At 42.5% G+C, this 22,819-nt stretch carries 25 protein-coding genes and 1 pseudogene; 12 read left to right on the plus strand and 14 right to left on the minus strand.

Features of this window, described 5'->3' with window-relative positions; translation table 11 throughout:
• Window positions 1–309 precede the first annotated feature (309 nt).
• The 3 genes from HWQ41_RS14605 to HWQ41_RS14615 all read right to left on the minus strand — a co-directional run bounded on the left by HWQ41_RS14605 (window position 310) and on the right by HWQ41_RS14615 (window position 2,177).
• Window positions 310–972: a biotin/lipoate A/B protein ligase family protein gene (locus HWQ41_RS14605; RefSeq protein WP_292763898.1), complete on the minus strand. Its 663-nt coding sequence runs from the start codon at window positions 970–972 to the stop codon at window positions 310–312.
• A 198-nt stretch (window positions 973–1,170) separates the two neighbouring features.
• Window positions 1,171–1,650 carry a YbjN domain-containing protein gene (locus tag HWQ41_RS14610; protein ID WP_292763827.1) on the minus strand — a complete coding sequence of 160 codons (480 nt, stop codon included), beginning with the start codon at window positions 1,648–1,650 and terminating at the stop codon, window positions 1,171–1,173.
• 305 nt (window positions 1,651–1,955) lie between these two features.
• The gene (locus HWQ41_RS14615) at window positions 1,956–2,177 is read right to left on the minus strand and encodes a hypothetical protein (RefSeq protein ID WP_292763830.1); all 222 of its coding nucleotides are present in this window, start codon (window positions 2,175–2,177) and stop codon (window positions 1,956–1,958) included.
• Window position 2,178: 1 nt separating this feature from the next.
• On the opposite strand from HWQ41_RS14615, the pseudogene HWQ41_RS14620 reads away from it, so the two are divergent.
• Window positions 2,179–2,766: pseudogene (locus HWQ41_RS14620) on the plus strand (ISKra4 family transposase); the annotation flags it as partial.
• Window positions 2,767–2,789: 23 nt separating this feature from the next.
• Here the strand turns inward: HWQ41_RS14620 and HWQ41_RS14625 are convergent.
• Window positions 2,790–3,740, minus strand: coding sequence for a MoxR family ATPase (locus HWQ41_RS14625; RefSeq protein WP_292763832.1), 951 nt, complete (start codon window positions 3,738–3,740; stop codon window positions 2,790–2,792).
• Window positions 3,741–3,960: 220 nt separating this feature from the next.
• Here HWQ41_RS14625 and HWQ41_RS14630 point away from each other — a divergent pair, with 220 nt between their 5' ends.
• Window positions 3,961–4,089, plus strand: coding sequence for a hypothetical protein (locus HWQ41_RS14630; protein ID WP_292760889.1), 129 nt, complete (start codon window positions 3,961–3,963; stop codon window positions 4,087–4,089).
• 54 nt (window positions 4,090–4,143) lie between these two features.
• On the opposite strand, the gene HWQ41_RS14635 is transcribed toward HWQ41_RS14630, so the two are convergent.
• The 5 genes from HWQ41_RS14635 to HWQ41_RS34300 all read right to left on the minus strand — a co-directional run bounded on the left by HWQ41_RS14635 (window position 4,144) and on the right by HWQ41_RS34300 (window position 12,016).
• Complete coding sequence (locus HWQ41_RS14635; RefSeq protein ID WP_292763834.1) at window positions 4,144–5,238, minus strand: DUF4350 domain-containing protein; 1,095 nt, start codon at window positions 5,236–5,238, stop codon at window positions 4,144–4,146.
• Between the two features lie 280 nt (window positions 5,239–5,518).
• Window positions 5,519–5,914 (minus strand): hypothetical protein, encoded by a 396-nt coding sequence (locus HWQ41_RS14640; RefSeq protein ID WP_292763836.1) that lies wholly within the window; start codon window positions 5,912–5,914, stop codon window positions 5,519–5,521.
• Window positions 5,907–6,464 carry a Panacea domain-containing protein gene (locus HWQ41_RS14645; protein ID WP_292763838.1) on the minus strand — a complete coding sequence of 186 codons (558 nt, stop codon included), beginning with the start codon at window positions 6,462–6,464 and terminating at the stop codon, window positions 5,907–5,909. Before HWQ41_RS14645 ends, HWQ41_RS14640 begins: the two co-directional genes overlap by 8 nt.
• A 232-nt stretch (window positions 6,465–6,696) precedes the next feature.
• Window positions 6,697–10,005 carry a protein DpdE gene (gene dpdE, locus HWQ41_RS14650; RefSeq protein ID WP_292763841.1) on the minus strand — a complete coding sequence of 1,103 codons (3,309 nt, stop codon included), beginning with the start codon at window positions 10,003–10,005 and terminating at the stop codon, window positions 6,697–6,699.
• A 343-nt stretch (window positions 10,006–10,348) separates the two neighbouring features.
• Window positions 10,349–12,016 (minus strand): ATP-binding protein, encoded by a 1,668-nt coding sequence (locus tag HWQ41_RS34300; RefSeq protein WP_366931673.1) that lies wholly within the window; start codon window positions 12,014–12,016, stop codon window positions 10,349–10,351.
• A gap of 312 nt (window positions 12,017–12,328) precedes the next feature.
• Between HWQ41_RS34300 and HWQ41_RS14665 the strand changes: the two genes are divergently transcribed.
• From HWQ41_RS14665 to HWQ41_RS14675, 3 genes are all read left to right on the plus strand, one after another.
• Window positions 12,329–12,583 (plus strand): RNA-binding S4 domain-containing protein, encoded by a 255-nt coding sequence (locus HWQ41_RS14665; RefSeq protein ID WP_292763844.1) that lies wholly within the window; start codon window positions 12,329–12,331, stop codon window positions 12,581–12,583.
• 47 nt (window positions 12,584–12,630) lie between these two features.
• Window positions 12,631–13,047: an alternative ribosome rescue aminoacyl-tRNA hydrolase ArfB gene (gene arfB, locus HWQ41_RS14670; RefSeq protein ID WP_292763847.1), complete on the plus strand. Its 417-nt coding sequence runs from the start codon at window positions 12,631–12,633 to the stop codon at window positions 13,045–13,047.
• 465 nt (window positions 13,048–13,512) lie between these two features.
• Entirely contained in the window at window positions 13,513–13,689 is a 177-nt protein-coding gene (locus HWQ41_RS14675; protein WP_292763849.1) for a hypothetical protein, read from the plus strand.
• Window positions 13,690–14,053: 364 nt separating this feature from the next.
• On the opposite strand, the gene HWQ41_RS14680 is transcribed toward HWQ41_RS14675, so the two are convergent.
• The 3 genes from HWQ41_RS14680 to HWQ41_RS14690 form a co-directional block, all read right to left on the minus strand.
• Window positions 14,054–14,413: a GNAT family N-acetyltransferase gene (locus HWQ41_RS14680; RefSeq protein WP_292763851.1), complete on the minus strand. Its 360-nt coding sequence runs from the start codon at window positions 14,411–14,413 to the stop codon at window positions 14,054–14,056.
• Between the two features lie 43 nt (window positions 14,414–14,456).
• Window positions 14,457–15,011 carry a pyridoxamine 5'-phosphate oxidase family protein gene (locus tag HWQ41_RS14685; protein WP_292763853.1) on the minus strand — a complete coding sequence of 185 codons (555 nt, stop codon included), beginning with the start codon at window positions 15,009–15,011 and terminating at the stop codon, window positions 14,457–14,459.
• 133 nt (window positions 15,012–15,144) lie between these two features.
• Window positions 15,145–15,669: a DUF937 domain-containing protein gene (locus HWQ41_RS14690; RefSeq protein ID WP_292763856.1), complete on the minus strand. Its 525-nt coding sequence runs from the start codon at window positions 15,667–15,669 to the stop codon at window positions 15,145–15,147.
• A gap of 325 nt (window positions 15,670–15,994) precedes the next feature.
• Here HWQ41_RS14690 and HWQ41_RS14695 point away from each other — a divergent pair, with 325 nt between their 5' ends.
• Both HWQ41_RS14695 and HWQ41_RS14700 read left to right on the plus strand, forming a co-directional pair.
• Window positions 15,995–16,120 carry a hypothetical protein gene (locus HWQ41_RS14695; RefSeq protein ID WP_292763858.1) on the plus strand — a complete coding sequence of 42 codons (126 nt, stop codon included), beginning with the start codon at window positions 15,995–15,997 and terminating at the stop codon, window positions 16,118–16,120.
• A gap of 112 nt (window positions 16,121–16,232) precedes the next feature.
• Window positions 16,233–17,786 carry a YcjF family protein gene (locus HWQ41_RS14700; RefSeq protein WP_292763860.1) on the plus strand — a complete coding sequence of 518 codons (1,554 nt, stop codon included), beginning with the start codon at window positions 16,233–16,235 and terminating at the stop codon, window positions 17,784–17,786.
• Between the two features lie 223 nt (window positions 17,787–18,009).
• On the opposite strand, the gene HWQ41_RS14705 is transcribed toward HWQ41_RS14700, so the two are convergent.
• A complete protein-coding gene (locus tag HWQ41_RS14705) occupies window positions 18,010–18,387 on the minus strand; it encodes a hypothetical protein (protein WP_292763862.1) in 378 nt (125 codons plus the stop codon).
• A 128-nt stretch (window positions 18,388–18,515) separates the two neighbouring features.
• Here HWQ41_RS14705 and HWQ41_RS14710 point away from each other — a divergent pair, with 128 nt between their 5' ends.
• Entirely contained in the window at window positions 18,516–18,695 is a 180-nt protein-coding gene (locus tag HWQ41_RS14710) for a hypothetical protein (protein ID WP_292763864.1), read from the plus strand.
• Window positions 18,696–18,780: 85 nt separating this feature from the next.
• On the plus strand, window positions 18,781–19,251 hold the full coding sequence (locus HWQ41_RS14715; protein ID WP_292763901.1) for a pentapeptide repeat-containing protein: 471 nt from the start codon (window positions 18,781–18,783) through the stop codon (window positions 19,249–19,251).
• 107 nt (window positions 19,252–19,358) lie between these two features.
• Here HWQ41_RS14715 and HWQ41_RS14720 read toward each other — a convergent pair whose 3' ends face one another.
• The gene (locus tag HWQ41_RS14720; RefSeq protein WP_292763866.1) at window positions 19,359–20,258 is read right to left on the minus strand and encodes an alpha/beta fold hydrolase; all 900 of its coding nucleotides are present in this window, start codon (window positions 20,256–20,258) and stop codon (window positions 19,359–19,361) included.
• A gap of 648 nt (window positions 20,259–20,906) precedes the next feature.
• On the opposite strand from HWQ41_RS14720, the gene HWQ41_RS14725 reads away from it, so the two are divergent.
• The 3 genes from HWQ41_RS14725 to frr all read left to right on the plus strand — a co-directional run bounded on the left by HWQ41_RS14725 (window position 20,907) and on the right by frr (window position 22,796).
• Window positions 20,907–21,461: a thioredoxin family protein gene (locus tag HWQ41_RS14725; RefSeq protein ID WP_292763867.1), complete on the plus strand. Its 555-nt coding sequence runs from the start codon at window positions 20,907–20,909 to the stop codon at window positions 21,459–21,461.
• Between the two features lie 71 nt (window positions 21,462–21,532).
• Complete coding sequence (gene pyrH, locus HWQ41_RS14730) at window positions 21,533–22,261, plus strand: UMP kinase (RefSeq protein WP_292763869.1); 729 nt, start codon at window positions 21,533–21,535, stop codon at window positions 22,259–22,261.
• Window positions 22,248–22,796 (plus strand): ribosome recycling factor, encoded by a 549-nt coding sequence (gene frr, locus HWQ41_RS14735; RefSeq protein WP_292763871.1) that lies wholly within the window; start codon window positions 22,248–22,250, stop codon window positions 22,794–22,796. The genes pyrH and frr overlap by 14 nt, the downstream gene beginning before the upstream one ends.
• The last annotated feature ends 23 nt before the right edge of the window (window positions 22,797–22,819 follow it).

Below are 22,819 nucleotides of genomic sequence, written 5' to 3' on the forward strand. Positions count from 1 at the left end.
AGTATAGCAGGGGACTGGGGACTGGGGACTGGGTTGAAAGTCTGTTTGTATATAGGTTTTATCATCAGTTAATGTCCTAACCTTCTTGTCCGTTGCTATACAATGCGTAAGTCCTACATTTTTCTCTTTGAATTTTATAGTTTATAAACAAGGGGGAAGGGGAAAAGGTAAAAACCGTACTTCCTGCCGCTACGCGCTTTCGCCCCTAGTGGGCGACCTAATTCAACCCTTTCCGTTTGCTCTTTACCCTTTACCCCTCTTTTTTATAACTCCAACTTAACTGTCTGTATCACAAAGCTAAAATTGATACTACTCTGCCAAAATTGCTTCCCACTCAGACTGCGAGAGGGGTTTTACCTCTATCTGCATATCAAAACAATCGCTAGCTGCGGTAATTAAAGCTGCAATAATCGTCTCAATACTCAGGTTTTGAGGCAGTTGTACATTCGTAAAAGATTCTGCACCAAATACTTGATAGAATAGTTCAGCATCCGGTTGCAAACGGATTGAACCATGTTGTAAAATTACCCCACCACGTCGCAATTGAGCGCTACCAATGAGTTTGGCACCATCTGGCAAAACTAAATCTGCACTAGTAGCGGTGCCAAAACAGTTAGGGTTATGGATGTAGCCTCGCCCTTGTGTACCGTACTGTAATTCTACGCCAAGCGATCGCCAGCCTTGAATCAAAAACTCACAAATTTTTTCGTACACCTGGAGGCGACTACCCGTCAGTCCAGATGTGACTACAGCGTAAGTTAAATCACCTTGGTGTAGCACCGCCCGTCCACCGCTAGAACGTCGCACTAAATCCAGTTTTTGCCCTTGCCAAGTTAAATGTTGCCAATATTCAGGGTATTGGCGTTGATGATAGCCAAGAGAAATGGCAGGTGGCGACCAGGTATAAAAGCGCAGAGTTGACGGATGCTTTCCAGACTGGTGCTGTTCTAGTAACCAGAGGTCAATCGCCATCTGCACATTGCCAGCCGCCTCTAGCAAAGGAATTAGTCGCCAAACTTTAGAATTCAAGAGTTAGGAGTTTGGAGTTAGGAGTTAGAGACGCGATTAATCGCGTCTGTACAGGAGTTAGGAGTTATGAATTAAAAAGTTTATACAACTGACAACTTATAACTCAGCACTCATAACTCCTAACTGAAGCGAAGCGATTAGTCAAGTCGCACCAAATTCAGATTGTAAAACTTCATCGTTATTATCAGCGATCGTTGCCACAATGGTAATGAGCCGAGACACTTCGCCAGGAGATAACTCCGCTAAGGTGCGTGTTGATATCACAACCACTCGGTTTTCAATAATACCAAAACGCGCTTCAAAAGTGCTGGAGCAGTTCAACTCCAACAGATAACGCATCAACTTAGGTTCATCTTTGGCAGGTAAATTTAGCACCGCAGACCAAACCGTTATGGTATCTTCATCGCTTGTCCCGTTGAGTTGGACAAATACTTGCACACTTCCGTACTTAAACTTCCAGAGATAACCACCCTCTGGAGTGTGGCTAACCATTGCACTGTCGTCTTGTTCCAAAGAGTCGATGACATTTTCAATTACCTCCACATGGTTGATGCTTGTCGTCTCGGCGATTAGCTCATTAATGGAGTCGTTACTAGTTAGGGTTTCTGGGTAGCTTGTCATACAGATTTTTTTCTCAACATACTCGCTATTTTATCTACACATACTTTATAACTTGTGGATGCAGTTAGTTTGAACTTCCTTTTGCGGCTACTTTCCAAATGCCCAAAGTGTAGGGCTGCATCAGGGACTTCCAATTAAAAATACCCAAATGGTAGGGGCACAGCATTGCTGTGCCCGTAGGGCGTGGTCTATTTATCTGAAAATAGCTGTATATTTCTGGGTATGATTGCGAAATACGTAAATTTAGTTTGTAGATTTCTTTGTTCTGGCAATAAGATTTAGTGATGAGAGCAAAACTCTGGATATTAGCTTGCAGGTGGGATGAGTAAGGGCAGATTGAAATTAGTTACCTGTGTTGGTTGTTTATCATTGGCGATATATGCATCGGCATTATATTTTAGCGCTGGTAGTAGATGTGCGATCGCTAGTTGCAAACTGCCTTTATCACAGACGGGAGCATCCACTTTTGGAAGATATACAAGTTCTGGGAGAATATAAGAACAGATAAAACAGTGTGCAGGACTCACAATGAACCAAGATAAACAAGAACAGATCAAAGCCTGCTTAAAAGAATTGGCAACATTGTTGTATGAAGAAGCAGACAAAAGTAAGCTGACAGATATAGAAGGCATAGAAAAAACAGTGCGGAGTCAAATATTAGAACTAGTCAGCCCCGAAATAGCCCTTTTTTTATCGAACAAAAAACTGGAACAAAAATAGGTAAAACCAGGAAAATAAAAAGTTTGGTGGGAGAACTCACTCTTAAAGCCAAACAGCTTATTAGACTGGGTGTCAAACCAAGAACAAAGGTTTTGTCCATTGCTTCAAAAGTGCTGTTTGAGGCTATCAGCTAACGAATCATACCAAAAAGCAGAAATTGAGATTGAGGCATTGACAGGAGTAAAAGTTGGTCACACAACGCAACAAAAACTAGTGCTGTCACAAGATTTTCAACTACCACTTGCTAAACAATCAGTTTCAGAAATCAGCGTAGATGGAGGAAAAGTCCGACTCAGAGGTAAACCGAAAGCAGGCTGCTACTGGCGAGACGATAAAACCGTTCGGTTGCAAGGGATTTACTATGGTGCGTTTTTTGATGACAACCAATCTTTACTTGTATAGCCTGACAAAGAATTTTTTCACCTGGGAACTGGTACTTGGTTAATTAGCGACGCAATTACCGCATCCATTTGTAAACCATCCAGCATCGCTTCTGGTTTCAAAATCAGGCGATGACGTAACAGCGGCGATGCAACTGCTTTAACATCATCTGGCGTGACAAAATCTCTTTTAGCTAACCACGCTAGGGCTTGAGATGTCTGCAACCAAGCACCAGCGGCGCGAGGCGATGCACCCAAAGTTAAATCAGGATATTGACGCGATGTTCTCACCAACGCTAACAAATAATCAACGATCGCTTCTGATACTTTAACCTCTTTGACTGCTTGTCGTGCTTGCAAAATGTCGGCTACTGTTGCTATTGGTTTCAAACGGCTAATATCCGAACGCCGTGCTGCAAACCCAGCCTGACGATTAAGCAACATTTGCTTTTCAGCAGCTTGATCGGGGTAATCTACCACCAGCTTAAATAAAAATCTGTCCAACTGCGCCTCTGGTAAGGGATAAGTCCCCTCAAATTCCAGGGGATTTTGGGTTGCAATCACCCAAAATAAATCTGGTAAGGGTAAACTTTCACCATCCAGCGTTACCTGCATCTCTTCCATCGCTTCCAGTAGCGCCGCTTGTGTCTTGGGAGGAGTACGGTTGATTTCGTCTGCTAGCAGCACTTCGGTAAATATTGGCCCTTTTTTCAAAGTGAAATTGCGGCTATTCAAGTCAAAAATATTTGTACCAGTAATATCTGAAGGTAAGACATCTGGTGTTAGTTGAATCCGGCGAAACTCCCCTTGAATTAACTGCGCCAACACTTTTACTAAAAGGGTTTTACCAGTTCCCGGTACTCCTTCCAAAATTACGTGTCCACCCGCTAGCAGCGCTACTAAAAGTTGTTGTATTAGGCTAGATTGTCCGACAACTACTTGATTAAGACCTTGACCAAGGCGAATTAAGATAGGATGGGTTTCACTCATATTTTTTTATTGATAAGGGATTTCCAAATAAACGAACCACAGAGACGCAGAGAACACAGAGAGAGGAGAAATAGAGAGGATTCTTTGCGTCAGCTTTGGGATATTTTTTTATTTAGAAGTCCCTAAATAACCAACGCAGAAATATTATGCATAATTCCAAAAAATTAATTATGAATAGGACCAGCCCTTTCAAGGTGAACCTTTGTACTATGAGAAAATCATGTTTTTCAGCCGATTCTGGGATTTTGGCGATCGCTTACGCTTAATTTACAGTCCAAAAATCTGGGGTTTAAAGGATAGATTTTTTATTCAATTCCAGCCGATGGCTAAAATGCCGCAAAAACCGTGATAGTACATCTGCTCACCTTGAAAGGGCTAGTCCTAATGAATTATGAATTATGAATTATGAATTATGAATTTCCCTAATTGTTCGCCATTTCCCCAACCAGCTTAACAGGTCTTGTTCACTGATGGGTTGTTTGCGAGATTGTAGCTTTAAAACTGCATCTAGTTCTGCTGCACTTGCGCCTGTTTTTTCTATCCAGAAATTGATCAAGGCTTGACGTTCTAAAAGTACTTGCCCTAATCCCAAGACTTTTTGGAGTTGTAGTTGTTCTTGTTTACCCACCATCTGTACCACAAAGTCGGCGGTTTCAGCTTTCTGCAACACTCCCGCTAAAGCTTGGATGTATGCCTCGCTGTTATCTACAACTGATGTATATAAAGCTACTGGCTTGCCAAAGCGGCGATTCTGCGCCCAAATTAGCACTAATAGCAGGATAGCTACTTGCACTAATATTGGAAATAAGGGAGTTTTAGCAAAAAAACTAGATAAATTTCCTTCGCTTTCTTTCTTCCTGACATCGGCATCCTTATAGCCGTGGATGTATTCATCGACAAATACTGTGTTACTTTTTTCAGTTACTAAATTGGCTAAATACTTGAAATTACTTAAATAATCTTGGTAGGCGTTGGCGGCTAAATAAGCAGTGGTAGAAAAAATCACCTTTCCCTTTTTGTAATTTTCTTTCCAGACAACAGCACCAAAGCGATCGCCTAAATCAATTTGCTTGGAGTTAGCTTTCTGATATCGTCTACGTGTCTCAATTTTGATATCACCTTGGGGAGATTTCTGCATAGTGCTAAACTCCGCTTCTGTAACCCGCGCCCCCGCACCCAAAATTACCAAAGTATTCCCTTTTTCTATCCATTCACGCTCTTGACTATCCAGTATCGTCTCCCTTGGATAACCGCTTACCTGTAGAACGGTAACTGGGCTGTTCTCTGGCTGAATATCACTAAAAGGCTTTTGCCAGCGCTTGATAGAAATTCCCTGTTGTTGCATAAAAGCATACCAAGCACCATAACCATCAGAGGCGCGGTTATAGGTAGAGCCAGTGTTAATTTTAGTATTATTGGGAGCCGCAAACAAACTAAGTAAAACGATCGCAGCGAGTGCGATCGCTCCTATCCATGCAAGGCGATTTGAACGTTTCATTTTTGACTTTTACTATAATCACTTCGTTTCAGTATCACTAGTGTTAATACTTACTTATTTTTCAGGTAAAGTCAAAAATATAATTAATTTTATTTCCGTTTACCAGCACTACGCACTCTCTATATATCAATACGCTTGGGTTAAGGCTTAACTCTTTATCAAAGTCAATTTTTTAACGAACCGCAAAGGACGCAAAGGACGCAAAGGAAGAGAAGGAAGAGAAGGAAGAAATGCTTAACTCAACTGTATTGCTCTATATATGACTGCGATCTATGACATCTTACGGTAATATTCCCAAGAAAGCTTTTAGAGCAGTTTTATACCTCTTCTTCAACCGCTTGGAGACTAAACCACCTTGCTGAATCTGTCTAATAACAGTCATCGAACAAGTCCCTTTCGGAATAGGGCTACCACTGGTAATCAAAAGAGCTAGTTGAGTAGCATCCATCTCACGAGCAAACTGATAAGCTATTACCGACTCATGGACTATAAAGCTTGGTGTACCTGAACCCGGTAGGAGTACACAGGAAGTTTCCGAATTAGGTCTGCGGGTAGTGACATTGACAAACAAATAGTTGCTTCCAGAAGTTTGTGCAATTGCGATGTAGAGGTGTTCATTGTTGGGAGGCGTATCCAGCAAAAATGCATCTCCCAAATTAATGGTGATGCTAGCCATTCAAAACCCCATCTAGATATGCTTCTCGAATAGCTACTTGCTGAATTTCCTCGATTTCCTCGTTACTCTTGCCCACATTTTTGAGAATATCCTCTACCGAAATCGGAATGGCAGAGCCATGAGGGTTTTTCCACTCTGGAAGATCATGAGTCCATTTAGCAACATCAAAAGGGTCAAGATGCCCAAAAGCTTGATAAACCTGCTCAATGATTTCCTCTTCCTCTTCACAAAGGTCTTCGTCTCCAGGATCATGCAACAAGGAAACATGATTTTCATCACGAGGAGAAATGAATTTAGACCAGAGAGGTAAGGCATCATCAACGGGCTTCCCCTTGATTAGGTCATAAACGCCGCTCAGGACAGGGCCGTAATCCATCGACACATAATGATCACCAGTAATCGGTTGTTCCATGCGTTTTAATGCAACACGGTCAGCGATGTAAAGCATCTTAAGTAAGCCTAAATACTTCATCGGCTTACCGTGCAGCTTTAAGAGTACCGCTGCGGCTTCAACGGCTTTCTCAGGATGAAACCGAAACTGGATTAGCATAAGCATCCTGAAGCGACTGCTTCACACTAGTACAAATCTATTGTAAACCCTGGCGATCGCTGACACATTGCGAAGGGCAGAGGAAATTATCATTCTCGGTAACAGAAAAGGTTAAACTCGTTGTCGTTTCCATGCTGAACATGGAAACGACAACGAGAATAAAAAACCTACCTAACCCCTCTTTGCAGGCGGGTTTAACGGGAATATTATGGCTATTTAACCGCAGATAATATCACTCAAATTGCCCAAGCGATCGCCCAGATACAATAATGAAACCGACAGAATCAAGCCTCAAAAGCGGCTGGCGAATTCCCTCTAGAATGGCTGCATTTAAAGCAGTTTCTATCTTCAATTCTTCCGCTAATGCATTATCCCAACTTTGCTGGTTCAGGCGTAGGCGTAATTGTTCTACTCGATTGTCTAATTTATTTTCGGCAACTTTAGCAGAACTTTGGCATAAGTCAATAAAATCAGGACGATTGGAGAGTAATTCCGAAGAAGTGTTACGCACTTGATAGCAAAAATTTTGCCATTTACTAGGGTCAACAAAATCGTCAATAATTCCTAAGCGCTCTTTTGCCAGATTGTAATCTCGTCCTTGATTATTGTTTTTATCTTTATATGGACGTTGCAGGATACTTAAGATTGCTCTATCTTCAACAACACGTATTGGCTCGTTGCGACCATCAACATAGATAGTTTCTATAATTGGCGGAAATAGAGCATCTACACGTCGCTGCAAGTTTTTGAATTGAGAATTATCTAGTTTGTTATCTAGTAAAACTTGTTTGGCAATTGTTAAATTTGCTTCGACTACATAATTGCATTGGAAACCAAACCACTCCTTCCCTTCTTTCGCGTCCCAAGATGTATCAGTGCGCCACATCGCAAAGGCTTCACCTCGGTCATCCCAGTTTATATAGTTCAAGAGTGCTTCTACAAATCCTTCCCCAACCCGAAAGAGTTTAACACCAGCATTTTGGTTTGCTACCCTACGATTATAAGTACCAAATTGGTCTAGATAACTATCAGCAAAACGGTTTTTTAACTCATTTATGGGAACCAATGTCCGCGTTGTCGGTTGATAACGTCGCATCTCTGATGAATCTGGGTTATTTTGTCCCCTGAATCCCAGCGCGTCACAAATCCAGCCTTCAATTGCTCGCTTAATTTCTAGATGGCAAGCATCGTAATTATCTAAATCTTGAAAATACTGGGTTGCAATTTCATCGTTAGCGTCAATTTCATCTAGAGTATTTTGTTCGCTAATCTTCACTATTTCCGCTTCAATTTGCTCTTGAATTGGCTCAACCATCTCTAACAATCCCGCAGCACTTGATTGAAACAAAACTGTTTCTAATTCTGCAAGTTTCTCATCGACATAAAACTGTAGACTGGCAATTGATTGTTGAAAAATACCAAATCCATCTTTTAATACTTTATACCAAGCATTGTGAGGGCTATCTTCTAAATAAGGGCCAATCAAGGCACTAGATTGGATGCCAATTTTGCTGCCAATGCGGTCAAGTCTGCCAATTCTCTGTTCTAATTGATTAGGCGACCAAGGAAGGTCAAAATGAATTAACCAGTCGGCAAACTGGAGGTTACGTCCTTCTTCTCCAGAGCGATCGCATACTAGAATAAAGCAGTTTGGGTTATTCTTGAACCTATTTATGCCTTCCTCAACCTTGTCTGGTGATTCTCCAAATTGATGGCTGGCTACTGTCTCTGCACCAAAGGTATTAGACAAATACCGGACAATTTCGGCACAAGTTTGCACAAAACTGGTAAATACAATAAATTTGGGGAGAATATCGCCAGTAATTGGTCTCCGAATTCTCTGTTGTATTCTCGTGATGAATTCGTTTTGATTCTTCCGAATGTTTGCGGGAATTTTGAAGTAGATACCTAGCTGATTCAGCAGCACAGTTTTCAAATTTTCCGTCCGTTCTCCATCCTCTTGAGGTTGACGAATAACTTTTAGTAAGGATTGCAGAATCTCTTCTTCCCCTGAGAATTTGGGGGTTGTAGTTAAGATGCGAACATCATCTTCTTTAAACTCCTGGATGAGTTTAGTATCAGATTTACCAGTTAAACGCGCCGCAATTACCTGCTCTAAAATACCTAACCAAGTACCAGAAGCTAGAAATAACAAGAGAAAAATCCGCTGATATTGCTTTTCATGAGGAGCGACACTACGCCATTGATTGATCAGTTCGTGAATATCAAGCGATCGCTCGTCTAAATCATACTCTTCTTTCGGCGTAAAATTGCGGTCAAATATCACATCTTCCACCGCAGCGCGACGGTTGCGAAGCATTCGCCGATGTAGTCGATAGGTATCGCTGACGTGGATGCGAATCGCTTGAACGATTTGCTCTTGCTCAGTAGAATTTGTTTGTAAATTTTCTAAATCATCTGCCAACTTCAGTAAATACTTATCCTCAGCAAAGAGGTTTCGTAGTTGCTGCAAGTTGCTTTTGAGAACAAGAGGGTTGGCACCTTCATTAAAAGAAAGCAGAAGTTTACCAATTTGCTGACGGCTTTCAACTTTGGCACGAAAACCTGCTAAATCATCAAGTTTATAGGTTGTTGGGTCGAGCAAATGCAACATGGCCAGAAAATCCTGCTCATGATTGAGAACAGGAGTGGCAGATAATAAAAGTAAGCGATCGCTCTTATGGGCAATATTTTTGCAAGTCTCAAAACGCTGTAGCACTGCTGCATCTTTAGAGGTTGCCATTGCTGCGATGTGATGGGCTTCATCTAAAATTAAGCAGCCTATCTTCGCTTTCAGGTTGATTTTATGGATATCTTCAACCGCCAGCACCGCTACCCGTTTGGGAAAATGGGAGATGTAAAACTTGTTTTCTAACTCAGTCCGCCATTGTTTGAGCAAATATTGCGGCACTATGACCACCGCACCTTTTTTCGGTTCATCAAGGAGGAATTGACGGAGAATCGCACCCGCTTCGATGGTTTTTCCGAGTCCCACCTCGTCTGCTAGCAAGTAGCGTTGAATTGGGTCTTCCAGTACCCGCCTGACTACTTCAACTTGGTGAGGATAAAGATTAATATTTGCCGAAATCAGTCCCGACATCCCGCGACTGACAGCGCGTTGCTGAATCAAGGATTTCACGAAAGCCAATCTTTTGTCGTGGAAGTAGGGCGTTTCGTGACCCTTCATTGCTAGAGTTTGGATAGGGTCTGTGTTGGGTAAATTGCAACGAACGTAAATGTCTTCTTCAGATGCGATCGCAGTTTTCTTATCTGGCAAATCAATTTGATACATTTCTGTATCTTCATCCCAGATAAAAATTCTGCCAACTATCCATTTATCCTGGGTTTGGGACTTGATATAGCATCGAGCTTGGGGTTCAAGCCTGACTTGAGAGAGCGAATTTAAAGGTAAAGTTTTTTGGAGACGTTGCCCGATTGAGCAGAAATACTCAACGTTTGCATCGGTATCAGATATTTCTGTAACTTTTCCGATACCCAAATAGTTATTCTGGGACTGTACCAATAAACCAAGCTTAATCATAGATCCAGTCACCTGAACACACTAAAAGAACCTTCCAGACTAGTTTGTTAATCCATATCTGGCAATTTTGTAGATCAACATTATAGATAATAAACTGGTATTACAGTTTTTGTCATAGCGATGTCTACGATGGGCTGTGACGCTCCTGCGTCGCTCTAAGCGAAGCTATGCCGTTGGCGAAGCCTCTCGAAGAGAAGGCTTTACGCTACGCTATCGGTGACGCTCCACCACAGCCAATGTAAAATCAGCCCAAACGTACATTTGTCGTAGGGGCACAGCATTGCTGTGCCCCTACTTGCGTTGGCGTAGCCCACCGGAGGTATTGCTACTGAACAGATGAAACTCAAGTTACCTTGACTGGAATTTGAATTACAAACTGTGTTCCCTGTTCCAAAGTTGAATAGCACTCCAATGTTCCGCCGTGTTTGACCGTGATGATTTGGTAGCTGATAGACAATCCAAGTCCCGTCCCTTTACCGACAGGTTTTGTCGTATAGAAAGGATCAAAGACACGTTGTCTTACAGATTCAGACATTCCTGAACCATTGTCTGCAATCACAATTTTGACCTGATTTTGAGTGTTGATATCGGTTGAAATTGAGATTTTGCTGCGATCGCAATTGTATTCCTCTAGCGCGTCAATTGCATTTGCTAGAATATTCATAAACACCTGATTGAGTTGACCTGCATAACATTCCACTAACGGCAGATCACCATAGTGTTTAACAAGATGAATTTCTGAGTGTTCTGGTCTGTCATTGAGACGATGTTGCAGAATCATCAGCGTACTATCAATCCCATCATGAATGTTAACAGACTTTAGTTCTGCTTCATCCATACGAGAAAATGTGCGGAGCGATTGAACAATATCCCTAATTCGCTTTGTTCCCACTTTCATAGAAGCAAGCGTTTTAGGCAAATCTTCTGCTAAAAATGCCAAGTCAATCTCCTCAATCACTTCCTGAATTCCCTGACTTGTTTGAGGATACTCCTGTTGATATATCTTGATCAAAGCCAGTAAACCACTTACATACTCATCTAGATAAGTCACATTCGCATGAATGAAATTGACTGGATTATTAATTTCGTGAGCAACTCCCGCCACCAACTGTCCTAAGCTAGACATCTTTTCTGTCTGTACCAATTGGGATTGAGTTTTTAAGAGAGTCTCTAGCACCTGTTGCAATTCTTGAGTTCGTTCTTCAACTCGATGTTCCAGCATATCATGAGCTTCCTGGATCGGTTGAGCGATCGCCCGACTCAGCAGCCATGCCAGTGTCAGTGATGCGCCCAATCCCACTAGAATGCTGCTCATAGCCACAAATTGGTTTTGCTTTACTGCCTTATTGCCAGATTCCTGAATTTGAACCGCAAAATCTTGATTGTTTTTAAGCAGACTTTGTAATGAAGTATTAGCTTTTTGATAGAGTAATTCTCTAGTTGGTCTATTGGACTGCAATTGAGTGTAGATAGCTAAAGCAGACTCAACGCGCTTTACTTGAGGCAAATTCTGTTGCCCCTGATGCCCCAGTTTTCCTTGCATTAACTCCGGTTGAGAAATATTCAACTCATAGAACTTTCGCTCCAAACTCATAAATTTCTGGTGGGCTTGCTTCCAGACTTTCCAATTTTCAATTAACTGTTCTGATAACTGTTGCTCTGCGGCGTTGTTGAGCGGTGTATTCAACGCTTGCTGCGTATTCAACGCTTGCTCCCATCCCTGATCAATTTGTTTCCAGGCTTTGTTAATACGCACCAAAGTCAACTGCCGCTGTTGCTTTGTCAAGGTCTGGTTAAGCAATAGCCGTTCCGACGACTCAATTTGAACCTGTCCTTCGCTGATTTTCCACAAGCCATCCATACTGGGTAAATCGTTGTTAGCCAGCTCGTTGATATAGCTTGATAGCTTTGAAATACTGCTATACGAACCTATACTCACTATCAGAATGATTGCAGTAATCACCCCAAAAGAAGCAAAAAGTTTTATTTGCAAATTCAGTTTGGAGAACATAGTACCTTTACCCAGAGTTCACGATGCCGAATACAGCATTCGCTGTTCTTTAGGATTCCCCAAACATCTGGTAAGCTAACTATTTATTAAACGCAGAGTCCTAGATAACGTGACTTAAACTTTTTATCAACTAAGAAAATCAAAATAAGAACCAATTTTCAACTCTACATCGAGTGAGCATTTAAGCGGTTATCTTATAATATAGGAATCCTATTTTATTTTTGAAAAAAAGACGACCTCCTTCCCAAGAGTGGCAAAATCAAAAGTAATGTGTCGCTACGATACAATTAAGGTGATATAGTTTTGTTTACTATGAAGAAAATCAGAGACAACACAATTAAGTTAAATCAATTTTTAAAGTTGATGGGTATAGTGCCAACTGGAGGGCAAGCCAAGCTGATGATTCAAGGTGGCGATGTCCAAGTAAACGGTATGCTGGAAACTCGACGAGGACGGCGACTAGTACCGGGTGATAAAGTGACAATACAAGGACAGACTTTAGAGGTGAATTTGAACAACAATGAAGACCAAGACGTAGTAATAGATTTTCCCGAACCAACCGAGTAAAGGATTTTTATCCCAAATTGAAAAGTTATTCTTTTGCCTTGTGAGTAATGCTGCAAATTTCCAACAAAGTTATTATCCCACAGAGTGATCTTGAAATTAGCGCGATTCGTTCGCAAGGAGCGGGAGGCCAAAATGTGAATAAGGTTTCCACCGCGATTCACTTGCGCTTTGATATTGTGGCTTCATCATTACCAGATTATTATAAACAACAGCTTTTAAAGCTGAATGATCGACGCATCACCCAAGAAGGAGTTGTGGTAATCAAAGCCCAAGAACACCGAAGCCAAGAGAACAATCGGGAGTCAGCGTTGAGACGACTTCAAGAACTCATTCAAAGCGCAGTTGTAGTGACGAGAAAACGCAAACCCACCAAACCGACTCGCAGTTCTCAAAAAAAGCGCCTTGACTACAAAAATAAGCGCGGACAGGTTAAGTCTAACAGAGGGCAGGTGACTGAATTTTAGATTTTAGACTTTAGATTTTAGATTTTAAATTTTGGATTGAAGATTCAAAACCGTTCCGCTGACTTGTACTGAACGTTGTCGTTGGCGCAGCCTCTCGTAGATAAGTAGCGCTCACGCTAAAACCTAAAATTTAAAAAGGGTTGCGAGCAAGCGAATTTATACTCGCTCCGCGAGAAGCAAGCTACGTGAAACAAATCTAAAATCCAAAAGCGTTCGACTGAGCGCTCACGCCGAAGTCTAAAATAAAATGACAAGCCTCTGACTTGATTGCTGGGGTCAATCTAAAATCTAAAATCCAAAATCTAAAATTGTCTGACAGATTGTTGATTTAGAAATTAAACTTTGGCACTCAATTTGGTTGCAAGATATAACCAGAGAAATAAGACTAATTCCTTCTATTGACTCTAGTCAAGTTGATGACTAATTGATTAGCTTGAAAAGAGCAACTATTAAAGGTGAAAAAAGATGAATAAGACATTACTAACGATTTTGATGCTTGCACTCTTACTCTTATTCATCATCTCTCCCTTTGCTGCCCTTGCTAGTTTAATGCTGGTAGTGTTAGTTTCGGCGTTTTTCTCTTTACTAGGAAACTTGTTCCAAGCAATTATTGGTGGTGACACCATTTCACACAAACCCTGATACATATAAATTTCTCGTAGGGGCACAACATTGCTCATTAGTATCAACTTAAGATAAAAGCCAGTCTAGAACAAGCTTTTAAGATTGTCTCGTTCCCAGTCTCCGACTGGGAATGCCTAACGGGGCGGGCTGCCGCCTCAAGACTTGCGGCAGAGCCGCGATGAGGTGCATTTCCAGCCAGAGGCTGGAAACGAGGTTTTAAGAGGGTTTTGGCTTAAGTTTACACCAATGAGCATTGCTGTGCCCCTACCAACGTACTTGTATCATTATTAAAGTGAAACGGTATGACACCAACCCTAAAAGGTCTTAGGCGGTGCGTTAGACTTAACGTCATAATGCACCCTACAAGCAACGAACTTTGAGCTTAAAAATCAATTTTCATCTTGAAAGAGATGCCACCAACTCGATTGATTATTTCACTGTCAGCAACAACTTCCCAGCCAAAGCGTTTATATAAACCCACGGCTGGATTTGTCGCTCTGGTACTAAGTGATATTGATGGATAAGATGTTTTGGCAGATGCTAACAAATGTGTGAGTAACTGCGTTCCTATGCCTTTATTTCTATGTTGAGGAAGAATTGCTATTGCTAGTTCAGGAGTGCGATCATCAACATAGCCATATCCTTTATTTTCACCTGTCAATAGACGCAGCCATGCGGCTCCTACTAGCTGATTACTACTTTCCAGAATAGTCGTAAAGCATTTGCCAAAGAAAAGGCTCATCTTCCTGTATGAGTGGACGAATAGAATAATCCATGAGTCAAATTTAGGGTAATTTACTCAGTGGTGTCGCTAAACCGTCAATGCTAACCAGATTTTTCTGCTGTTGATATTCTCGAACTCCCTCTTCACCTTTTTTACTAGCCCAGTTTACTAGAGTCTGGCGCTGACCTCGATATTCATAGAGTGGAACGCCAAAACCACAGGAAGTCTGTACTTTTTCAATGTCAGCGACGATAATTTGACGAGTTCCAGGTATCGGCAAAAACAGAGAGTACAGGGAGTTCCAGTCTGGAGAACTCGGTAAAATCGTCTTTCCTTGACCGTAAAGACGCAGGATACACGCGGGTTCTTCAAAGGCACAAAACATAAAGGTTATCCGCCCATTCTCTTGCAAATGGGCTGATGTTTCGTTACCACTGCCTGTAAGGTCTACGTAACCTACTCGGTTGGGAGAGAGGATGCGAAAACAGTCCAGACCTTTTGGAGACAGGTTAATATGACCCGTAGAACTTAAGGGTGCAGAGCCAACAAAGAAAAGGTGTTGGGCAGCAATAAAGTCTTGCAGTTCGTCAGTAATACAGTTAAAAAATTTAGACATAGACTGTCTGATTTATATTTGCAAATTTCCTATGTTCTCAGCCTATGTCTTAGCTAAATATCTAGCAAGTCCTAATTGCCGATGTCTGACAACAAGCGGGTCATCTTCAGGGAGTGGGGAATGGGGAAAAGTATTACTGTCTCAGATACCGACTAGCCATTTGGATGGCATCAGCGATATCGATATCACCATCGCCGTCAGCATCCAAGAAAGAATTCAGTACAGGATTCCCGCCAGCTTGAGGATTCTGAGCATTTGCACCTGATTGCAAAAAATTCAGTACCAAAGGTACTGCTAAAGGCAGCAATTGTTGAACTATACCAGCATCCAACCCAGTGCGCTGGGCAGCAACTTCAGCTACCTGCTGTTGTATCTCAGGAGAAAACAGCGAATCGACGGCTTCGGGGTTAGGTGAAGTCCCAGCATATTGATTCACTAGAGTTTGTGCGGCTTCATTACCATCTGTGGCTTGCTTGTCTTGTAAAGCAGAACGCACTTGACCACCCACAATTGACAAAACTGATTGGATGGTAGACGGGTCTGTGCCAGTGCGATCGCTCAACTGCTGTACAGTGTTAACAATACTTCCTAGTTGACCTAAGCTGCCCTGTTGATTAGGATTAGTGACGGCACCAAGAATTTGCTCGAAAAGTCCCATAAGTTTGTTTTTCCCTTTGTTCTCAAAAAGCTTACCAAAACTGGCTTGAACTCTTTTCTGTAGGTGGACTTTCGTAAGTCTACTCAAAGATTAGAACACGCGAGCTTCATAATGAACAAATAAAATTTTAAAAGCTACTAGCTCAAGGGTGAGAAATCGGTAAAGCGATACCTACGGTGGGCAGAGCCAACGCAAACTCTGTACCTCAATTTAACTCAGATTGACAAGTAATTTTACCCTGACGTTTTTCTACCACAATCTGATATGCGTAGGCGTAGCCCGCCGCAGGCATCGCTAGGCGAATGGAATTCGCTCTGGCTCTAAGTTGACTACAGCCAACTCATGTATTGCAAAGATTTTTGTCAATGGTATTACAAGGCGATCGCTTTTCCGGTTATTACTGGGCGCGATCGCTCCTAGTTTTCTAATTATGATGGACTCAAAGGCTTAATGTTGACCCTCAGAAGCTCAAAAGCTCCTTCCTACCACTCTGATAAAAAATACTGAAACTATTAAGATTAAAAGCATCTGCCTACTAAATAACCCACTAATCTTTCCCAACCATGCCTCTGTCACGCATAGTAACGCTGATTGTTGGTCTGATCGTCATTTTGGGGCTAGCCCTATGGCTAATTGATTCCCTATCGCGCCTCTATTGGCAATTGTCCTATTCGCCGTTGCTAGGCAATTTGCTGTTGTTGCTGCTGATTGTCCTGATCGGAGCCTTGGTTGCCGCTTTTGTGTATTATGTATTGGTAATTCAATCTGCGGAAAAGCGATCGCGCCGCAACCCGAAGCGAGTGACTGCGGCGCAAATTCCGGCTGGCAAATCTGACGCTGCTTCTACAACTCTACAGGCTGTGCGGCAACAGGTAGGGCAAATTCAAGATGAAGTAGCACGCCAAGCTTTATTAAGTCGATCGCGAGAGATTGAAGCAAACCTAGCGCGGGGTGAAATTCAAGTAGTGGTATTTGGTACGGGAAGTGCTGGCAAAACTTCCCTAGTTAATGCGATTATGGGACGCATGGTCGGTCAGGTGGATGCACCGATGGGTACAACCCAGGTTGGAGAAACCTATTGTCTACGATTGAAGGGATTAGAACGCAAGATTTTAATTACGGATACGCCGGGGATTTTAGAAGCAGGGGTGGCGGGAACGGAACGGGAACAAATGGCGCGAGAACTGGCAACAGAAGCAGATTTACTGTTGTTTGTGGTGGATAATGATTTACGACGCTCAGAATATGAGCCACTGCGGGGGTTGGCAGAAATTGGTAAGCGATCGCTTTTGGTGCTTAACAAAACTGATTTATATACAGATGAAGATAAAGAAGCCATCCTCGCTAGATTGCGTCAACGGGTACGGGGATTTATTGCTACTAGTGATGTGGTGGCGATCGCTGCTAATCCCCAATCTGCACAACTAGAAACTGGCGAAACTTTCCAGCCGGAACCGGATATTGTTCCTTTGTTGCGGCGCACAGCTGCTGTTTTACGGGCTGAGGGCGAAGATTTGGTAGCGGATAACATTCTTTTGCAATCTCTGCGATTGGGAGACGAGGCGCGAAAACTCATCGATGGCCAGCGTCGCCGTCAAGCTGACAAAATCGTAGAACGGTTTCAATGGATTGGTGCTGGTGTAGTATCAGTCACGCCTATTCCAGTTGTAGATTTATTGGCGACAGCTGCTGTTAATGCTCAAATGGTTGTGGAAATTGGCAGAGTGTACGGCTGTGAATTGAATATGGAACGGGGACGAGAGTTAGCCCTTTCTTTAGCAAAAACGATCGCCAGTTTAGGCATTGTCAAGGGAGCGATTCAATTATTATCTACAGCTTTACAGCTCAATGTGGCTACATTTATTATTGGTAGAGCAATTCAAGGCGTGACAGCAGCTTATTTAACGCGAATTGCTGGTAAGAGTTTCATTGAATATTTTCGTCATGACCAAGATTGGGGTGATGGTGGGATGACGGAAGTTGTGCAGCGACAGTTTCAAATTAATCGCAGAGATGAATTTATCAAGGCTTTTATTCAAGAAGCGATCGCGCGGGTAGTCAAGCCGTTGACAGATAAATCTGAGGTGGTTGAACACGATGAAGAAGTCAATAGTTAAACAATTCAAAATTCAAAAATAATTGGATGGATGTGGAAGGTAAGGCATGGATGATTTTGACTACCTTGAAATTATTAGACTGAATGCTTTACGCGAAGAAATCATCAAACGTTACGAGGCTATCTCTAAAGTTGTCCCACAACTTTGACGTAGAGAAATAAACATAAAAAAATCCCCAGGCTTAGGATGCTGAGGACTAGGTGCGTTAGGGTCGTAAACTGATTTACTGGTTTAGCAGCCCGATCGCCATTTCAAGGTGTATCTTAGCTCTATGCAAGTTCAGCAGGCTCTCTTGGTCGTATCGGTCAGGGTAGCTCATAGCCTTGCCCTCCATTGTTAGCTTAATCAGCGCTGCTTGCTCATCAGTGGGTGAGTTCATCTCATCTATCACCCCTTCAAGGAATTGAATAACGCTAAAACCTGGTGACTTCAACCCTCTTCCTTGCCTTAGTTGCGCGATCGCTATCTGTGGGAATGCCATCAAGGTAACAATCCAACTAGTCTTATACCCTCCATTCCCAGTAGGCTTCAATCCGTAACGCCTACATAAATCTCTCAACTCAGCAGTGGTTTTGATTTCGAGTTCTGACCTTGTGAACATAAAATAGAGTTACCCATTTGTAAAAGTGGTATCGGTGAGTTACAAGTTTTCCAGGCAAGTACTCACCGATTAAAAAGTGTAACTCGTTGTTAACGTCGACTTAAAGCTATATTTACGTTTCTACATAAATGGCTAAAGCTAAGGGTAAACCTGAAAATTTTGGAAACCAACCAAGCAAAGAATTAACCGAACAATTAAACTTCCGTGTCACCAAGGAAATGAAGGAAGAGGTAAAGGCTAAAGACGATCCTCCTGAGTTTTGTCGCCAAGCTATCCAAAAAGCACTAGATGAAGATAGGGAGAAGTAGTTAAAAGTTTTTGGACACAGTTACAGCACTATTCCTAATTGAGCAAACAAGAGATAGTGCCAAAAATTCATCGTTGGTTAATAATATGGATGCTGAGGAGTTCTTGAGAAGATATGCTGCTGGGGAGAAGGATTTTCAGGGCATCATTTTGGAGTACATTAACCTGAGTGGGGTTGAACTGCAATATATCGACTTGAGGGAGGCTCGATTTCGCTACGTCAACTTGAGCAGCATCAAGTTGAGAAGTTGTAATTTGATTGGCGCTGAATTTTGTTACTGTAACTTGAGGAATGCCAACATCGAGTCTTGTTTTTTCGAGTGTGCCTGGTTTTTGGACTGTGATTTGGGAGGAATTAATACCAGAATATGCGAGTTGACTTGTACTCGTTTCATCAGAGTTAATCTTCGAGATGCCAAGTTGAGCGGTTCTGGAGAAGAACCCTGTGAGTTCTGGGATGTTATTCGACCGGACGGAAAGTTTATCCCCGGTTTTACTGATGTAATTTATCCTGCTTCCTCCCCGGACAAGGTTAATGGGGAGGACATTCCTTTCTAATAAATACTGTGAATAAGTTACAGGGTTTACTTCTGCCAAAAGAGAAGCAGATGGTTCAGACGGAGGAGAATATATACCTTGTGTCTTAAGAGCTTGCTTCGAGTCTATTACCGCGATCGCTCCAAAATCCAATCGAGTAAAATCGGATTGACTAACTCCGGCGCTTCATCCTGCGGACAATGCCCCACTCCCTCTAAAGGAATAAACTTTTCTACCTGCGGAAAGTTAGCTAATTCTCTCCCTAATTTAATTGGTTCCCACGGATCAGCCGTTCCCCACAAGATAATCGCCGGACAGGCTAACTGTGGCAAAAGGTCTTCTGGTAGTGGCCCTGTAGAATAAGAAGTAAAAGCCAGAAACACAGCCCCAGCCCCCGGATCACTTGCTGGTGAAGTCAGAATATCTACCAACTCATCTGTCACCATCTCAGGATTCGCATAAGCTTGTAACAGAATTTTCCGCACCGTTTTCGGTTTGGCCAGTTGATTGAAAAAGAAATCACCAACTGGTTTAATAGACAACAGGCGTTGCAGTAGAGGCGCTCCGAAACGACGACTCCAAGGTAAAGTTACCCGTTTGCGATCGTGCAACAGCCGTAAAGAACAGTTAAGCAAAGCAACTCCCAAGGCAATATCTGGGTTGCTTACTGCTGCTTGCATGGCTACAATACAGCCAATAGAATTTCCGACTAAAAAAGCTGGCTCACCGACAACTTCGCGGCAAAAATCTGCTACTTGCTGTCCCCAGGTTTCTAGTGTATAGGTAATTTTTTCACCAGGTTGAGGTTTTGCGGAAGCGCCAAAACCAATCAAATCGATCGCATAAACACGGCAATTTTCCGCTAATACGGGAATATTTTTCTGCCAATGCCACCAAGAAGCGCCAAATCCATGCACCAGAACAACAGCAGGCCCAGTGGTTCCTTGGGTTTGATAGCAGATCGGGAAATCTTGCCAAATCCAGGTTTTTGTAGAGTTAAGTGCTGTTTTTGAATTTGAGGTTGTCATGGGAAATTTGATGAAAACAAGGGTAAAAACCTGTCAGCAGGAAGCCAGGGCTATTTCGTTCTAGACAGAAACCGCCCAGAACTGAAGTTCAGCGGCTCATAGCTAAAGTCCGTTAAAACGGACTATAACCTTTTCTTAGTCGTCTAAAGACGAATGAGTGCTATTAGACTGGTGAATTCATTATGAGGCGGACTAGATGAGAATGAAATAGCCCTGGCAGGAAGCCGCAAGTAAAATTGTTTTGAATTGGAATAAAATTTATCAGATTTTCAAAGTAAATCCTTTGCTCTAGTGATAGCTTAGACATACACCATGAAAGCTTCTAGCCTGATAACGCTAGCATCAAGCTAATAGTTTTATCCAGTATAGAGAGTTTTCATCTTGTTGAGAGAGGGAATTTACTCATAACTTAGATTGTGTCAGTATTAGAAACCATAACTTTTGTAATGTGAGTAATATTTTTGCTATTTTTAGATGTGAGGGAATTAGCATCAGTTCTAGATTCAGTAGTTTCACAATTTACGACAGCCAATGAAAGTCTATAAGATTGTCGAATATGAGGCATCGGCTAAGGGGTGGTTTGCAACTGGAAACTGACGCTGAATTTAACAATATTTTTCTTGTTCTTAGTTCTGCGAGCCAGAAAACATGAATCTAGTAGAAACAATTGATACTCCTGTTGGGAGTTACGCACCAGATTTTGAACTGCCAGGAATTGATGCTCAAGTACACCATCTGAGGCGTTATCTTGAGAAATTCCGAGCAGTCGGTGTCATTTCCATGTGTAACCACTGTCCTTATGTAGACTCGTATCTAGGCAGGTTAAAAAACATTCAAGCCGAATTTGCCCCAGAAGGCTTTACACTAATTGGCGTGAATGTTAGTAATGGCGATCGCAACACTAGGTCAAGCTTTGAAAATATGAAAGCTTTTGCCCGGAGTCACGACTTGAATTTCCCTTACCTGTGGGACTCGACACAAGATGTTACCCGCAGTTTTGGGGCGACAAAAACACCAACGGCCTTTCTCATAGATACTAATGGTATAGTACGCTACAAAGGTAAAATTGACGATCATCCCCAAAACCCATCATTGGTGGGAGAGGATTATTTGAGAACTGCGATCGCTTCTCTGCTTCAAGGTCAAGAAATAGATATACCACAAACAGAAGCAATAGGTACTACATTGATTTGGCGTAACTAGACATAGATAGTCCCTGTAACTGCTATCTTAAATTGGAGGCAATTGCAACTTTTTTGATAAAGCGTAACTTCATGGGAACGAATTACCGACGGGTTTTACTCAAACTGAGCGGTGAAGCCTTAATGGGCAACATGGGCTATGGCATTGATCCCGAAGTGGTCAAAGGAATAGCACAAGAGGTAGCAGAGGTGATCGCCACTGGCGTTCAAATGGCCATCGTTGTTGGCGGCGGCAATATTTTTCGTGGCGTCAAAGCGGCGTCGGCGGGGATGGACAGGGCAACCGCTGACTACATAGGGATGATTGCCACGGTAATGAACGCCATGACGCTGCAAGATTCGCTAGAACGTATAGGGGTACAGACGCGGGTGCAAACTGCGATCGCTATGCAAGAATTAGCGGAACCGTATATCCGTCGTCGTGCCATCCGTCATCTTGAAAAAGGACGGGTGGTAATTTTTGGTGCTGGTTCTGGAAATCCCTTCTTCACTACAGACACCACTGCGGCATTAAGAGCCGCAGAAATTGATGCCGAGGTGATTTTTAAAGCCACCAAAGTAGACGGAGTTTATGATGCTGATCCTCATATTTATCCTGACGCCAAGCGTTACAATAGCCTCACCTACGCACACGTTTTAGCCAAAGATTTGCGGGTGATGGATAGTACTGCGATCGCCTTGTGTAAAGAAAATAATATCCCAATTCTGGTATTTGACCTAACGGTGCGAGGTAACATCCACCGAGCAGTCATGGGAGAATCCATCGGCACCGTTGTGGGAGGTTCTTGTGAAATTAGCTGAAGCTGAGAGTACGATGCAAAAAACCGTTGAGTCAACTCAACGAGCTTTTAACACGATTCGCACTGGTCGCGCCAATGCGAGTCTATTAGATAAGGTATTGGTGGACTATTACGGTTCGCCCACTTCCCTAAAATCACTGGCAAACATTAGTACGCCGGATGCCACGACAATCTTAATTCAACCCTACGATCGCAGCAGTTTAAATATAGTCGAAAAAGCGATTTCTTTATCTGATGTCGGTTTAACCCCCAGCAATGACGGTTCCGTAATTCGGCTGAATATTCCGCCCCTAACAAGCGATCGCCGTAAAGAATTCGTCAAAATGGCATCTAAGTATGCTGAAGAGGGTCGTGTTGCTATTCGCAACATCCGCCGCGATGCCATAGACGCCATTCGCAAACAGGAAAAAAATGCTGAAATTCCTGAAGATGAAGCACGGGATCAGCAAGACAAACTGCAAAAACTGACAAACAAATACACCGCCAGAATAGACGAATTGCTGGCAGAAAAAGAAAAAGACATCACGACTGTTTAAAGTCTAAAGTCTGAAGTATAAAG

The organism is Nostoc sp. NOS(2021), from assembly GCF_017115025.1.
Lineage (GTDB): Bacteria > Cyanobacteriota > Cyanobacteriia > Cyanobacteriales > Nostocaceae > Nostoc.

What these genes read in the sequence shown, in the direction of transcription:
- HWQ41_RS14605 (WP_292763898.1), bottom strand. Translation starts at nt 972, where the DNA reads ATGGCGATTGACCTCTGGTTACTAGAACAGCACCAGTCTGGAAAGCAT.
- HWQ41_RS14610 (WP_292763827.1), bottom strand. Translation starts at nt 1,650, where the DNA reads ATGACAAGCTACCCAGAAACCCTAACTAGTAACGACTCCATTAATGAG.
- HWQ41_RS14625 (WP_292763832.1), bottom strand. Translation starts at nt 3,740, where the DNA reads ATGAGTGAAACCCATCCTATCTTAATTCGCCTTGGTCAAGGTCTTAAT.
- HWQ41_RS14630 (WP_292760889.1), top strand. Translation starts at nt 3,961, where the DNA reads ATGTTTTTCAGCCGATTCTGGGATTTTGGCGATCGCTTACGCTTAATT.
- HWQ41_RS14635 (WP_292763834.1), bottom strand. Translation starts at nt 5,238, where the DNA reads ATGAAACGTTCAAATCGCCTTGCATGGATAGGAGCGATCGCACTCGCT.
- HWQ41_RS14640 (WP_292763836.1), bottom strand. Translation starts at nt 5,914, where the DNA reads ATGGCTAGCATCACCATTAATTTGGGAGATGCATTTTTGCTGGATACG.
- HWQ41_RS14645 (WP_292763838.1), bottom strand. Translation starts at nt 6,464, where the DNA reads ATGCTAATCCAGTTTCGGTTTCATCCTGAGAAAGCCGTTGAAGCCGCA.
- dpdE (WP_292763841.1), bottom strand. Translation starts at nt 10,005, where the DNA reads ATGATTAAGCTTGGTTTATTGGTACAGTCCCAGAATAACTATTTGGGT.
- HWQ41_RS34300 (WP_366931673.1), bottom strand. Translation starts at nt 12,016, where the DNA reads ATGTTCTCCAAACTGAATTTGCAAATAAAACTTTTTGCTTCTTTTGGG.
- HWQ41_RS14665 (WP_292763844.1), top strand. Translation starts at nt 12,329, where the DNA reads ATGAAGAAAATCAGAGACAACACAATTAAGTTAAATCAATTTTTAAAG.
- arfB (WP_292763847.1), top strand. Translation starts at nt 12,631, where the DNA reads ATGCTGCAAATTTCCAACAAAGTTATTATCCCACAGAGTGATCTTGAA.
- HWQ41_RS14675 (WP_292763849.1), top strand. Translation starts at nt 13,513, where the DNA reads ATGAATAAGACATTACTAACGATTTTGATGCTTGCACTCTTACTCTTA.
- HWQ41_RS14680 (WP_292763851.1), bottom strand. Translation starts at nt 14,413, where the DNA reads ATGAGCCTTTTCTTTGGCAAATGCTTTACGACTATTCTGGAAAGTAGT.
- HWQ41_RS14685 (WP_292763853.1), bottom strand. Translation starts at nt 15,011, where the DNA reads ATGTCTAAATTTTTTAACTGTATTACTGACGAACTGCAAGACTTTATT.
- HWQ41_RS14690 (WP_292763856.1), bottom strand. Translation starts at nt 15,669, where the DNA reads ATGGGACTTTTCGAGCAAATTCTTGGTGCCGTCACTAATCCTAATCAA.
- HWQ41_RS14700 (WP_292763860.1), top strand. Translation starts at nt 16,233, where the DNA reads ATGCCTCTGTCACGCATAGTAACGCTGATTGTTGGTCTGATCGTCATT.
- HWQ41_RS14705 (WP_292763862.1), bottom strand. Translation starts at nt 18,387, where the DNA reads ATGTTCACAAGGTCAGAACTCGAAATCAAAACCACTGCTGAGTTGAGA.
- HWQ41_RS14710 (WP_292763864.1), top strand. Translation starts at nt 18,516, where the DNA reads ATGGCTAAAGCTAAGGGTAAACCTGAAAATTTTGGAAACCAACCAAGC.
- HWQ41_RS14715 (WP_292763901.1), top strand. Translation starts at nt 18,781, where the DNA reads ATGGATGCTGAGGAGTTCTTGAGAAGATATGCTGCTGGGGAGAAGGAT.
- HWQ41_RS14720 (WP_292763866.1), bottom strand. Translation starts at nt 20,258, where the DNA reads ATGACAACCTCAAATTCAAAAACAGCACTTAACTCTACAAAAACCTGG.
- HWQ41_RS14725 (WP_292763867.1), top strand. Translation starts at nt 20,907, where the DNA reads ATGAATCTAGTAGAAACAATTGATACTCCTGTTGGGAGTTACGCACCA.
- pyrH (WP_292763869.1), top strand. Translation starts at nt 21,533, where the DNA reads ATGGGAACGAATTACCGACGGGTTTTACTCAAACTGAGCGGTGAAGCC.